Source organism: Seongchinamella unica, assembly GCF_004354085.1.
GTDB classification, from domain to species: domain Bacteria; phylum Pseudomonadota; class Gammaproteobacteria; order Pseudomonadales; family Halieaceae; genus Halioglobus; species Halioglobus unicus.
Map to the genome: position 1 here is coordinate 241,388 of NZ_SMSE01000004.1, position 12,872 is coordinate 254,259.

The window sequence follows — 12,872 nt, forward strand, 5'->3', positions numbered from 1 at the left end:
CCCATCAGCCGTCCACCTTCAATACCGCCAGGAATGCTGACTGGGGAATCTCAACACTACCTACCTGCTTCATACGCTTTTTACCTGCTTTCTGCTTTTCCAGCAGTTTCTTCTTACGAGTGGCGTCACCGCCATAACATTTGGCCGTCACGTTCTTGCGCAGGGCCTTTACGGTCTGCCTGGCGACGATCTTGCCGCCGACCGCAGCCTGTATCGCCACGTCAAACATCTGCCGGGGAATGAGCTCTTTCATTTTTTCGGTCAATGCCCTGCCACGGTACTGGACCTGGTCCTGGTGGACAATCACCGCCAGTGCGTCCACCCGGTCGCCATTGATCAATACGTCCAGGCGAGCCAGTTTTGCAGGCTCAAAGCGCTCAAAGCTGTAGTCAAGAGAGGCGTAGCCACGGCTCACCGACTTCAACCGGTCAAAGAAATCCAACACCACCTCAGCCATGGGAATGTCATATACCACGGACACCTGGGTGCCGAGGAACTGCATGTCTTTCTGCATCCCGCGCTTTTCCACGCACAGGGTAATGACATTGCCGAGATAGTCCTGCGGCACCAGTATGTTGCAGCGGGCAATGGGCTCGCGCATTTCCTCGATATCACCCACATCGGGTAATGCCGAGGGGTTATCTACCTGGATGGTGTCGCCCGCCTTGGTCACGACCTCATAAATGACCGTCGGCGCAGTGGTAATCAGGTCCAGGTCGTACTCCCGCTCAAGGCGCTCCTGGATAATCTCCATGTGCAACATGCCCAGAAAGCCACAGCGGAAACCGAAGCCAAGGGCATCGGAGCTTTCGGGTTCATAGAACAGGGACGCGTCGTTCAGGGTCAGTTTGCCCAGGGCGTCGCGAAAATCTTCATAGTCATCGGAAGAAATGGTGAAAATCCCGGCGTAGACCTGGGGTTTCACCGTCTGGAAGCCCGGCAGGGCCGGCACGTCCGGGTGCTTGTCATGGACCAGGGTATCGCCCACCGGAGCACCGTGAATATCCTTGATGCCAGCGACCACAAAACCCACCTCGCCCGCCTGCAGACAGCTGGTTTCACGACGCTTGGGGGTGAATATGCCCACGCTGTCCACCTGGTGAGCCTTGCCGATGGACTTGGCGACAATTTTGTCTCGCTTGTGAAGCACGCCCTGCTTGACCCGCACCAGAGACACCACCCCCAGGTAGTTGTCAAACCAGGAGTCGATGATCAGCGCCTGCAGCGGTGCGTCCCGGTCACCTTCCGGCGGTGGAATTTCCTCCACCAGGTACTCCAGGGCGTCCTCGATGCCCATGCCCGATTTGGCACTTACCGGACAGGCGTTGCTGGCGTCGATACCGATGATTTCCTCGATCTCCTGCTTCACCCGATCCGGGTCGGCCTGGGGCAGGTCCATCTTGTTGAGGATGGGCAGCACCTCCAGGCCCTGCTCGATAGCGGTGTAACAATTGGCCACGGACTGGGCTTCCACACCCTGCCCGGCATCAACCACCAGCAGCGCGCCCTCGCAGGCCGCCAACGAACGGGAGACTTCATAGGAAAAGTCGACATGCCCCGGGGTGTCGATGAAATTCAGCTGGTAGACCTGGCCGTCGCGGGCCTTGTAGTCCAGGGTAACACTCTGGGCCTTGATGGTGATGCCGCGCTCGCGCTCGATATCCATGGAATCGAGCACCTGGGTATCCATTTCCCGGTCACTCAGCCCTCCGCAGTGCTGGATAAAACGATCAGCAAGGGTCGACTTGCCGTGATCGATATGGGCAATGATGGAAAAATTGCGGATATGTTGGAGATCGCTCACTCGTTCGGGCCCAAAAAGGTAGGGTGGCGGCCCTCATGGGCCGCCACAGAAAAACGCGCGATTGTACCCGAATCGGGGTTCCCCCGCTATCGCCGCACTGCGAGAGTTATCAGTCGTTCAGCTTGAGACCGATAAACATCGGAGCACCGCGACGCATCAGCCTCAGGGGGACCGAACTGCCGCTGCCGAGACCGTCCACCGCCTGTTCAAACGCCTCCACGGATTTCACCGGCTTGTTGCCAATCAGGGTAATAATGTCACCGGCCAGCACACCGGCTTCAGCCGCTGCTCCCTCTGGGATCACCTCCCTGACCAGCACACCGCCGGACAGACCGAAGCGCTCCAGGGCGCCGGCCGGCGCTTCTTCGACGATCAGCCCCAGACGGCCGCCCTGCTCATCGCTGGCACTGCCCGAGGTGAGGGTGTAACTGTCGTCGGCGTCGAGGCCCCCGACTTCCACCTTGATGGTCTTGCGCTTCTTGTCGCGCATCACCACCACCGGCACTTTCGAACCGGGGGCGATGAGTCCTACCACGTGGGGCAGGTGTGAGGAGGTGGGAATGTCCCTGCCATCAAAGGAGATAATCACATCCCCTTCGCGCAAACCGGCTTCATCCGCCGGACCACCCGGTGCCAGTTGCACCACCAGTGCACCCTGGGGACGATCCAGGCCAAAAGACTCCGCCAGGTTCTTGTCCACGTCCTGGATGGTAACGCCAAGCCAGCCGCGGGTTACCCGGCCATTCTCCTCGAGCTGCGCCACCACGTTGCGAACCACGCTCACCGGAATCGCGAAAGACAGGCCGATGGAGCCGCCGCTGCGGGTGAATATCTGCGAGTTCACCCCCACAACCTCGCCGTCGAGATTAAACAGGGGGCCGCCGGAATTACCGGGGTTGATGGCCACATCAGTCTGGATGAACGGCACATAGTTCTCCCCGTTTTCAGTCGGCAGGCTGCGCCCCTTGGCGCTGACGATACCGGCAGTAACCGAGTAGTCGAGACCAAACGGCGAGCCAATGGCCAGCACCCACTCGCCGACGTCCAGTTCGTCGCTGGCGTCGAGTTTGAGTACCGGCAGGTTGCGGCCGTCAATGCGCAACAGCGCCAGGTCGCTGCGCGGGTCCGTGCCGATTATTTCGGCCTCAAACTCCCGGCGATCGCTCATGCGCACCAGCACACTGTCGGCGCCCTCCACCACGTGATTATTGGTGACGATCAGGCCTTCGTCGGAAATGATAAATCCGGATCCCATGCCCATACGCTGGTGGGGAGTCTGGGGAGGGGCTCCACGAAATTCGAAAAAGCGACGCAGATATTCCGGTATTTCCTGCGGGCCCGGCTGACCCTGGCCCGGCCGGGGCCCACTGGCCTCGACAATAATCTTCACCACCGCCGGCGAGCTTTGCTTCACGATGTCACGGAATTCCGGCAATTGCGCTGCGACAGCGGAGCGCCCTGCCAGCAGCAACGCAGTCAGAAAGAGGAAGGAGGCAAGTCGGGTCATTACAGTCATTCGCTTGGTCCACATAAGGTCAGGTTTCAGGATAATGGAGAACAATCGTCCCGGTTCGGAGTCAGCCAGGGTGCACCGGCAATGAGCGACGGTGCAGTACTTCCACCAGGGTCGGTTGCAGGTTCTTGTCGTCCCGGTGGCGGAATGCATGCAGGCGGACCAGGGCAAAACCGGCGACAAAACCCAGCACCGCACCCAGCGCCGCCGCGATATCGCCGGCTGCCGGGTAAAGGGAGCTGCCTGCCGCGGCCCCGGCCAGCATCACCAGCAAAGGCAACATGTATACCACCAGCGAGCCCCGCAAGATCACTTCTTCGGGAATGGAGATGCGGACCTCATCGTCGACCTGGCAGTCGACCGCGTCCAGTTCACCGGACAGGGCGCGGATCAGTGAGCGGTGACCGTCGGATAGCCGATTCATCAGCCCATGGCCACACCCTTTTTGCGCGGCACAGCTACCGCAGGTTGACCGGCGAATGGTTTCAACCCACACGCCATCGGCATCCACTGCCACCACACGCCCGGTCTCGGTTAACATCTGTCAGCGCACCCAGCTGACAGAGTCAGCCACCATTCTGGCGGTGTTCACCGGGACCTCGCCAACCACGGTCACCAGCACCGGATTCCCCGACAACGACATACCCCGGCTGTAGGCTGTCGTGCTGCCTTCATTGACCACTCCCTCACCGGGCCGAATTTCGCGATCCAGCTGCTCGAGGAATACGGAAAAAACGGCCAGGCCGTCAGTAAAGGTCTTGCGCCCGGTGTTGTGTGGCTGGGAATCGGTAGCGGTAAATCCCCGCGGCAACCAGTTGACGACCCAGCCCTGTTGTAGAACTCGGGTACCGGGGCCGATGGCGGGCTCATGACTCGCCCGGGGTGGCTCCCCCAATGAGAGCTTTTCGGGCATCGGATGGCTGGCCTCATGAACCAGGTTCACCTCGGCACCGTCGGGGTTGCGCCCCCGGTAGGAAAGGTCTGCGAACTGGAATCGCTCCAGTACCTTGTTGCCCCGCCCGATCGTCGCGGTCTTTAACAGCAGGCCGGTCCGCTTGTCCAGCTCCAGTACATAACCATAGCGATACATATCGGCCGGGGCGACCACGATCCGCACTGCTTTGCGCCCGGCGACCCGCTCGCCATCACTGACGCTGAAGCGATAGTGCTCTGCGACGCCGCACTCACCCGACTTGATTTCCTCACCCACCCGCAACAACTTGTGCCCCGGGTGCAGGCATTCCAGTGGATGATCGGAACGCACGACCTTGGCGCCCTGACCAGTGAGCTGGATCAGGCTCTCCGACGTGGTGCCATCCTCTACCGAGTGCGAGACCTGCATGACCTGCATGTCTTCACCTCCGCGCTGGAACGTGACCACGCCGTGATAACTTACCTCGTGGACGCTGCGCGCCATTTTATCCAGCCAGTTGATCGCTTCCGCATCCGCCCCCGGGCAGTCCGCGGCAACGACGGGCGTGGTGGCAAACAGCGCGACCGCCAGTCCGCCGAAACTGATTCTCTTGATGGAGCGCAGTGACAGCACCTGTGTTACTCGCGAATTTCCGGCACCCGGGCGAAGGGAATCAGTCCGTGGGGCGAGTTGAGGGCCGCGTGTTCGACGTGCTCCTGCATATACATTTCCATGCGCTGGCGAGCGAGCTCCTTGTAGGCCGTGCGCGCGGCGGGCTGCAATACAGGCACAGCCTCAGTGCCATAACTGGCCCGCACCGTGGTTGCGCCCAGGCTGTTCAGCAGGCCCACCGGCGAAGCACCGGAGGCAATGGCGCCGGCGCCGTAGGGATCGTTGCCGCTGACCTGGGCTAACTGCTGACCACCGATAACCACCGTGGCTGCCACAGAAGCGGCAACCGCAAAACTGGCCACCGGCCTAAACAGTCGCTGACGCAGGGATTCTCTCTCTTCCGCTGGCGCCGGTGAGCTAGCAATGGCTTCCCTCACCCTGGCGGAAATATCCAGCTGCAGATGACTGACACCCTGCCCGGCAATCACCGAGCGCGCTGCGTTGTAGCGAACCCAGGTCGCCCGCAGCTCGCCGTCATCGCCCACCTGCTTTAACAGGCGCTGCAATTCCAGCTCATCGGCTTCGTCATCCATCAGCGCGGATAATGATTCCCGCAGTTGCTCACTCATCAGCTATTCCTCCGCACCAGGTGCGATTCTTCGTTCTGAAAGGGTCGTTCCCAACCCCCGCGAGTGGTTGACCCGAACTAACCGTCAACCTGCTCTCTTACCTTGATATCGATGGCTTCCCGCGCCCGGAAAATCCGCGAGCGTACCGTGCCCACCGGACAATCCATGATGTCGGCGATGTCCTCGTAACTGAGACCATCAAATTCGCGCAAAGTTACCGCTGTTCGCAAATCATCGGGCAAATCACTGATCGCTGTCTCCACCACCTGCTTCAACTCTGCACCGAACAGCGCGTTTTCCGGGGTCTCGATATCCCGCAAAGCGCCGCCACCCTCGTAATACTCAGCATCCTCGACTTCCACGTCCGACCCCGGGGGCCTGCGCGAGCGGGATACCAGGTAGTTTTTGGCGGTGTTCACAGCGATCCGGTACAGCCAGGTATAAAACTGACTGTCGCCGCGAAACTTTGGCAGTGCCCGGTAGGCTTTGACAAAGGCCTCCTGGGCCACATCCTGCACCTCGTCAGCATCGTGCACGTAGCGCCCGATCAGGCTGAAGATCTTGTGCTGGTACTTCAATACAAGCAGATCAAACGCCCTCGAATCGCCCTTTTGCACTCTGGCAACGAGCTGCTGGTCCGTCTCGGCAGCCGTCACGCCCCTAACCCCTCCGTGGCCAGGCGCGGTACAGTCCTGACTCTAGTCTCTGTTCTGCCCAGATAGACCGCACAACTCGGCCGTAGTTCACTCCCTGGGGGTTCACGGTTCAAAAATGCGAAAAATTGCCTGATAGCTGATCCCACCAGCGGATTTCCTTATATTGGCGGAGGTCGTATATACTCGCCCCGAGGTGGTGCCTGAGCGCTAAGTTGTTGAGGCTCATCATATATTTCACTCCCAGGCGCGGCAAGCGAACAACCAGGTGCCCAGAACTTACCAACACGACGTGCTCATCATTGGCAGCGGAGCCGCAGGCCTCAGCCTGGCCCTGCACCTGCCTGCAGATTGCCGGGTTGCCCTGCTGTCCAAGGCCGGCCTCAACCAGGGCTCCACTTACTGGGCCCAGGGGGGTATGGCCGCGGTGCTGCACGACCGCGACACCGTGGATGCCCACGTGGAAGACACCCTGGCCGCAGGCGCCGGCTTGTGTAAACGGGAGGCCGTGGAGTTTACCGTCAGCAACAGCCGACGCTGTGTCGAGTGGCTGGTCTCCCAGGGGGTTGATTTCGACCTGCGCGAGGACCAGTCGGAAAACCGCGAGTTTCACCTCACGATGGAAGGTGGCCACAGCCATCGGCGGATTATTCACTCCGCCGATCGCACCGGACGGGCCATCTCCGAGGTACTGACCGAGAAGGCGCTGGCCGCCAACAACATCGAGGTATTCACCCACCGGGTCGCGGTTGACCTGATACACGACAACGGCCGCTGTCAGGGCGCCTACATACTCGACCAGAACAGCGAGCATGTCGACCTGTTCCAGGCACGCGCGGTGGTGCTCGCCACCGGCGGCGCCAGCAAGGCCTATCTTTACACCAGCAACCCGGACGGGGCCAGCGGCGACGGTATCGCCATGGCCTGGCGCGCCGGCTGCCGGGTGGCAAACCTTGAGTTCAACCAGTTCCACCCCACTTGTCTCTACCACCCCAAGGCCAAGTCGTTCCTGGTTACCGAAGCGGTTCGCGGTGAAGGGGGAAAACTGTTGCTGCCGGACGGCTCCCGTTTCATGGACCGTTTTGACCAGCGGGGCGAACTCGCCCCCAGGGATGTGGTTGCCCGGGCCATAGACCACGAGATGAAGCGCCTGGGCGCCGACTGCCTTTACCTGGACATCTCCCACCAGCCCCGGGAGTTTCTCGACAGCCATTTCCCGACGGTGATGCAACGCTGCCGGGAACTGGGTATGGACATGGCGGCGGAACCCATACCCGTGGTCCCGGCGGCGCACTATACCTGCGGCGGGATTGTGGTCGATACGGCCGGGCGCACCGACCTGGCTGGCCTCTACGCGATTGGCGAGGCGTCCTGCACGGGCCTGCACGGTGCCAACCGTATGGCCTCGAACTCGCTACTGGAGTGCATTGTGTATGCCGAGTCGGCGGCCGCAGATATTGCCAGCCAGCTATCCCGGCTTCCCCTGCCGTGTGCTGCCCATCCCTGGGACGAGAGCCAGGTCACCGACTCAGACGAGGATGTGGTCATCTCCCACAACTGGGACGAACTGCGCCGCTTCATGTGGGACTACGTGGGGATTGTGCGCACCAACAAACGGCTGGAGCGGGCACTGCACCGGGTCAACCTGCTGCAGTCGGAGATCGCCGAATATTACGGTAACTACAAGGTCAGCAATGACCTGCTGGAGCTGCGCAACCTGGCTATGGTGGCGGAGCTGATGATTCGCTGCGCGATCGAGCGCAAGGAAAGTCGGGGCCTGCACTATACACTGGACTATCCCGGGCAACTTGCCGAGGCCCGGGACACGGTGTTAACGCCCGCAAACACCGTGCTGCAGCCGCAGACGGACCCGTAAGCGGCGCAGCTCATTGCGGCTGGCGCTGTCACTGAACAGCAACAGAACGCCAGATTTCCCGGACGGGCAGTGCCATCGAACACAGGTCAACCAGGGCAGGCAATGGCCACGCCGGACCTCGATCGGGCATTCGCTGCCGGCCTGGCGCAGGGACCACTGGCCCAGATGCCACACCAGGATCGCACCCACCAGCGGCTGGCGACGGTGGAGGTAGCAGGAGACGGGTAACAGGGGGAGTAGAAGCCCGCAGAAGGGATAACCCCCGAAGGCCAGGTCGAGGGCGGCGAGGCCCAGCAACAGGTGGAAAAGCCACTGGCAGTGGCGGTACCTTGGCGAATCAGCGATTGCCAGGTGCAGTGTGGGCGAAGTCGAGTATTTTACGGACAATAACGGCCAGCTCCTCATCAGCCGGCTGCTCGCGGCGCAAAAACCAGGCGAACAGGTCCTGGTCCTCGCACAGCATCAAGGACTGGAATCGCGCCCGGTCGGTCTCGTCCAGGTCGCGATAGCAGGCCTGCACGAAGGGTTCCAGCACCAGGTCCAGTTCGAGCATGCCGCGACGGGCAGCCCAGCGCATGCGATTGAGTTCTTCGTCCGGTACCATGCCAGTCTCTTAGTCAGGGATACATATCAGGGGTCGGCATTATACCGTCATATTCGCTCACCGGGGGATTGCTGACAGCGTCGGCTCCAGGCCCTATCATTGTCCACCCCCTCAGCCCCAAAGGAGTCTGTCTTGAGCGCCCTTTACGCCCCACTGCAATCGGAGGCCCTGCTGCATATCAGCGGTCCTGACACCCTGACCTTTCTCCAGGGGCAGACCACCTGCGATACCCGCAAGCTCAGTGCGTCCGGGGCTTTGCCCGGCGCCTACTGCAATATCCAGGGTCGCGTGGTTTGCGACTTTCTGCTGCTGCAACTGGAGGAAGAGCACTACGCCCTGCGCCTGAAAGCCGATACCCTGGAAAAAGCCGCGGCCACCTTCGGCAAGTACATTGTTTTTTCCAAGGCAGAGCTGGACAGCGACAACCACGACTGGGCGCTGTTCGGGTGTTGGGGCGAGTCGGTCGCGGATGCATTGCGCGCGCTGGACCTGACCCTGCCAGCTGAACGCTACCAGGCGACTTCAGGCGACGGCTGGATGGTAGTGCAAATGGACGACGCGGGGCAGCAGTTTGAAGTCTATATCAACCAACGTGAACATCCCGCACGCCAGGACGCGCTCGGCACTGCCCTGGCAGAGGGTTCCGAGGCACAGTGGCAGATACTGCAAATGCGCGCCGGTATCGGCCGGGTGGAAGGACCCAATGTCGAGGAATTGCTGCCGCAAATGCTCAACTACGACCTTACCGGCCACGTCAGTTTCAACAAGGGCTGCTACACCGGCCAGGAAATCGTCGCCCGACTGCACTACCGCGGCAAGGCGAAGCGGCGCATGTACCTGGGCGAACTGGCCGTCGGGACGGGTATTCAGGCGGGTGCCTCCCTGTTCAATAAGGGTTCCGAGCAGAGCGTGGGCATCGTGGTCAACGCAGCCGAACAGGATGGTCGGGGCTTATGCCTGGTGTCTGCCACCGAAAAAGGGGTTGCACAGGGTCTGCGGCTAGCCTCCTCTGAAGGCTCAACCATCGACCTGCTGGCACTGCCCTACCCGGTTGACGCGGCTGATCCGGCAAAACCGCACACGGATTGACCGCCTGCCAAAGGGAAGCCCGGGGCCCAGGGACTGCCGAACTATTGGGGCAATGCCGATGGGGGTCAGCGCCAGGCCTCGCGCGGCCGCTGGCGACTAGAGGTTGGCCTCCACCGCGTCAAGGAAGCCGTACATATCGACGATCCGCTCCGACTCCGGATCGGTGGTCTTGCCCTTGAGGTCACCGGTGATAATCCCCTGGTCGACGGTTGCGATCAGCGCCCGCTTGAGGCGGCTGGCGTAGTCACCCAGCGCTTCGTTGTCCTCCCGCCGGGCGACTTCCTCCAGCGCATTGGCGACCGCGAATATCAGCGCCGATGAATTGAAGTTCGCCTCCTTGCCGTCGGTGTCCAGGTAGCGCAGGTACAGATCGTGAGCGGTACCGTGCGGCGCCTCGTACAGCATGGTGCCGTCCTTGCTTTCAATCACTGAACTGGCGGTTGCCAGGCTTCCGCCGAGAGCGGCTGAGATGTCGGAAAAGATGTCCCCATCCAGGTTCTGCGCCGGGTACAGACCCCAGCGCGGCGGGTCACTGATCATTTTCGACAGCTGGCGGGAGGGACGCATGATCATAAAGGATGGCGGCGGCGTATCCAGGGCAGCCAGTTCCTTGCGGATCTCCAGGATAATCGAGCTGTAGACCTCGTCGTAAGGCACAAACTCGCGCTTCAGGCCAAAGTAAACTTCCTTTTTGTTGAGCGAGGCATCACGGAAAACCTGCTTGACCCAATCCTTGATGGCTTCCCGGTCATTGGACATGAACAGGATCGGATCGTTGGTCTTGACTTCCCGCGCGTGTTTTTCCTCACCATCCATGATGACCTTGATGATGCCGTCTTCAGGTGCCGGGGCGTTGTAACTGCCGTACTGGTCACCGCCACCGGCACTCATCCGGGAGATGGAGACGTGGGCCTTGCGTTCCGGCAGTCCGTAACGCTTGAGCTGCTGAACCAGTTTGAACAGCTTGTTGCCACTGACGTTGTCCGGCACCCCCCACAGGGCCCGCTCCGGCGGGTTGGAGACGATACGCGCCGCCTGGGCATCAATCAGCTCGTAATGGTAGCTGAGGCCAGCAGCCGCCACCTTGTCCTTGTAGTCCCGCTCGTAGATTTCCTCGATGGCCGCCCGCATTACGCCATCGTAACCCGCCACCACCGTGTCCTTGAGCCCGAGGTAGATGTCGCGCTTTTCATCCAGCGCGCGCTGGAAGAAGCGGTGGGCCCAGGCCTTGACCTCCTCCAGGCAATTGGTCGCCAACATCCAGGGATCGCCCTTCTTCAGGGTGCGGCGGTGCAGCTCCACCGGGTCGCCGCTGCTACCGACAAACATGACTTTGGCCACACCGGTGGCATCGGACAGCTCGCTGTAACTGAAATCCAGGCCGCCGCTGTCCATGGTGTCCACCTCGATATCACGGTCCACCCAGTCGGGGCGCACGCTCTTGAGATTGTGGAACTCGATGTCCTCGCGGGTGATATTGCCGCCTATACCCTTGCGAATAGCACCATTGGGTGACTTGGTGGCGAGCTTATCCAGCTCCGCCTCCACGATCCCCGGATGCTTCGCCAGCAGCTCGTCCAGTTGGGATCGGTTGACGGTCATACCGGCGTTCTTGATGCCGATACCGTGTTCCTTGAGAGCCTCGATCGCCTCCAGCACCACCTGGCCATTACTGGTCAGCCGTTTCTCCGCCGACAGGTCCACCTCGACCAGGTCCACCTCCAGCCGCGAGGTCACAAATTGCTCGAGTATGCGCTCAAACGCAATCTGCGCCATTTCATCGCCGTGCAGGATGACCAGCGGCTTGCCGACTCGTATCTTCTCACCCACTCCAGAACTCCCCATCGTCCAAAAAAGCGCGACCATAAACCCAAACAGCGAAATCTCCTAGTCGATTTTAGTCGAACCACGGCTACACGCCATCCTGGGAGGCTGCGATAATGGCCGGATGAAATCCTTCCTCCCCCTGATTCGCGAAGAATGGCGCCTGTTGCTGTTCGGCTTTGTGATGACTTTTGGCTCCAGCCTGGGCCAGACCTACTTCATCGGCCTGTTCAGTGGCGAGATCCGCGCCGACCTGGATCTCAGCCACGGCGACTTTGGCGGCCTCTACTCCGCCGCCACCCTGGCCAGCGCGGCAATGCTGCTGTGGACCGGTTCCCTGATCGATCGCATGCCTCTGCGCCATTTCGCCTACCTGGTCACCGGGGGGCTGGCGCTGGGCTGTGTGCTGGCGGCTGTCAGCAAGGGGCCGCTAACACTCTTTTGCGCCCTGCTGGCCCTGCGCCACATGGGACAGGGGCTGATGAGCATGGCCGGCGGCACGACCATGGTACGCTACCTGGATCACCAGAAAGGCAAGGCCAATGCCCTCGGCGGGATGGGTTACTCCGTGTCCGAGGCATTGCTGCCATCACTGGTAATCGCCTCCATTGCCCTGCTGGGCTGGCGCCAGTCCTGGTTGCTGTGGGGGGCCAGTCTGGCCGTGCTGCTGCCGCTGTTGACCCACTGGCTGCTCGCCAATCACGAGTTGCGCCACCAGCACTACCTCGAAGGCCTGACTCGGCAGGCCGGTGAACGGACAGCCAGCGCCCGCAAACAATGGACCCGCGCCGAAGTGCTGCGGGATCCCTACTTCTACCTGTTCCTGCCGGTGTTGCTGGCCCAGCCCCTGCTGTTTACCGGTTTCATGTTTCACCAGGTACAACTGGTGGAGGAAAAAGGCTGGTCCCTGGCGGCCTGGGGCGGCCTGTTTCTGTTCTACGCGCTGGTGAACACGGCTTGCAAACTACTCGCCGGGTTGCTGGTAGATCGTTTTGGCGCCATCCGGCTGGCCCCCCTGGTCTGCCTGCCCATGGGGGCCGGCCTGCTGGTTCTGGCGGCGGGTGACGGCTTTTACATCGCGGTCATCTACATGGGCTTGCTGGCGGTTTCGGTGGGCATTTATTCGACCCTGTCCTCGCCCTTCTTCTCGGAGATGTACGGCACCCTGCACCTGGGCGCCATCAAGTCGCTGACCACGGCGGCCATGGTGTTTGCCACCGCCATAGCACCGGTGCTTATGGGCTGGCTGATCGATGCGGGAATCAGCATGGGCGCAATGGCCCTGGGCGGCACTGCCTATACGCTTATCGCCAGCGGCCTGGCCTTTCTCGCCAGGGCACGCTGCGGTCGCTGAT

General features: G+C 61.4%; 12 protein-coding genes. 3 read left to right on the top strand and 9 right to left on the bottom strand.

The annotated features are described in order from the left end of the window. Positions 1-4: 4 nt before the first annotated feature. From lepA to rpoE, 6 genes are all read right to left on the bottom strand, one after another. Positions 5-1,804 (bottom strand): translation elongation factor 4, encoded by a 1,800-nt coding sequence (lepA, locus tag E2F43_RS16730; protein WP_133214798.1) that lies wholly within the window; start codon positions 1,802-1,804, stop codon positions 5-7. A gap of 109 nt (positions 1,805-1,913) precedes the next feature. Then, positions 1,914-3,311: a DegQ family serine endoprotease gene (locus E2F43_RS16735; RefSeq protein ID WP_420820783.1), complete on the bottom strand. Its 1,398-nt coding sequence runs from the start codon at positions 3,309-3,311 to the stop codon at positions 1,914-1,916. Positions 3,312-3,381: 70 nt separating this feature from the next. Beyond that, positions 3,382-3,858: a SoxR reducing system RseC family protein gene (locus E2F43_RS16740; protein ID WP_133214802.1), complete on the bottom strand. Its 477-nt coding sequence runs from the start codon at positions 3,856-3,858 to the stop codon at positions 3,382-3,384. 3 nt (positions 3,859-3,861) lie between these two features. Beyond that, positions 3,862-4,863 carry a MucB/RseB C-terminal domain-containing protein gene (locus tag E2F43_RS16745; RefSeq protein WP_133214804.1) on the bottom strand — a complete coding sequence of 334 codons (1,002 nt, stop codon included), beginning with the start codon at positions 4,861-4,863 and terminating at the stop codon, positions 3,862-3,864. Between the two features lie 5 nt (positions 4,864-4,868). Beyond that, positions 4,869-5,471 (bottom strand): sigma-E factor negative regulatory protein, encoded by a 603-nt coding sequence (locus tag E2F43_RS16750; RefSeq protein ID WP_133214806.1) that lies wholly within the window; start codon positions 5,469-5,471, stop codon positions 4,869-4,871. Between the two features lie 77 nt (positions 5,472-5,548). After that, positions 5,549-6,127: an RNA polymerase sigma factor RpoE gene (rpoE, locus tag E2F43_RS16755; protein WP_133214808.1), complete on the bottom strand. Its 579-nt coding sequence runs from the start codon at positions 6,125-6,127 to the stop codon at positions 5,549-5,551. Between the two features lie 265 nt (positions 6,128-6,392). Here rpoE and nadB point away from each other — a divergent pair, with 265 nt between their 5' ends. Continuing rightward, positions 6,393-8,000, top strand: a complete 1,608-nt coding sequence (gene nadB, locus E2F43_RS16760; RefSeq protein ID WP_133214810.1) for an L-aspartate oxidase — start codon at positions 6,393-6,395, stop codon at positions 7,998-8,000. Here nadB and E2F43_RS16765 read toward each other — a convergent pair. Continuing rightward, a complete protein-coding gene (locus tag E2F43_RS16765) occupies positions 7,956-8,387 on the bottom strand; it encodes a hypothetical protein (protein ID WP_133214812.1) in 432 nt (143 codons plus the stop codon). The two genes, nadB and E2F43_RS16765, sit on opposite strands and share 45 nt — an antisense overlap. After that, positions 8,338-8,604, bottom strand: a complete 267-nt coding sequence (locus tag E2F43_RS16770; RefSeq protein ID WP_133214814.1) for an FAD assembly factor SdhE — start codon at positions 8,602-8,604, stop codon at positions 8,338-8,340. Before E2F43_RS16770 ends, E2F43_RS16765 begins: the two co-directional genes overlap by 50 nt. 132 nt (positions 8,605-8,736) lie before the next feature. On the opposite strand from E2F43_RS16770, the gene ygfZ reads away from it, so the two are divergent. Then, positions 8,737-9,693, top strand: coding sequence for a CAF17-like 4Fe-4S cluster assembly/insertion protein YgfZ (gene ygfZ / locus E2F43_RS16775; RefSeq protein WP_165954371.1), 957 nt, complete (start codon positions 8,737-8,739; stop codon positions 9,691-9,693). 96 nt (positions 9,694-9,789) lie between these two features. Here ygfZ and E2F43_RS16780 read toward each other — a convergent pair whose 3' ends face one another. Next, a complete protein-coding gene (locus tag E2F43_RS16780) occupies positions 9,790-11,523 on the bottom strand; it encodes an isocitrate/isopropylmalate family dehydrogenase (protein ID WP_133214819.1) in 1,734 nt (577 codons plus the stop codon). 118 nt (positions 11,524-11,641) lie between these two features. On the opposite strand from E2F43_RS16780, the gene E2F43_RS16785 reads away from it, so the two are divergent. Continuing rightward, positions 11,642-12,871, top strand: a complete 1,230-nt coding sequence (locus E2F43_RS16785; protein ID WP_133214821.1) for an MFS transporter — start codon at positions 11,642-11,644, stop codon at positions 12,869-12,871. The last annotated feature ends 1 nt before the right edge of the window (position 12,872 follow it).

Bases quoted from the DNA above. Each gene is read 5' to 3' on its own strand.
- E2F43_RS16735 (WP_420820783.1), bottom strand. From the start codon at position 3,311: ATGACCCGACTTGCCTCCTTCCTCTTTCTGACTGCGTTGCTGCTGGCA.
- E2F43_RS16740 (WP_133214802.1), bottom strand. From the start codon at position 3,858: ATGTTAACCGAGACCGGGCGTGTGGTGGCAGTGGATGCCGATGGCGTG.
- E2F43_RS16750 (WP_133214806.1), bottom strand. From the start codon at position 5,471: ATGAGTGAGCAACTGCGGGAATCATTATCCGCGCTGATGGATGACGAA.
- E2F43_RS16770 (WP_133214814.1), bottom strand. From the start codon at position 8,604: ATGGTACCGGACGAAGAACTCAATCGCATGCGCTGGGCTGCCCGTCGC.
- E2F43_RS16785 (WP_133214821.1), top strand. From the start codon at position 11,642: ATGAAATCCTTCCTCCCCCTGATTCGCGAAGAATGGCGCCTGTTGCTG.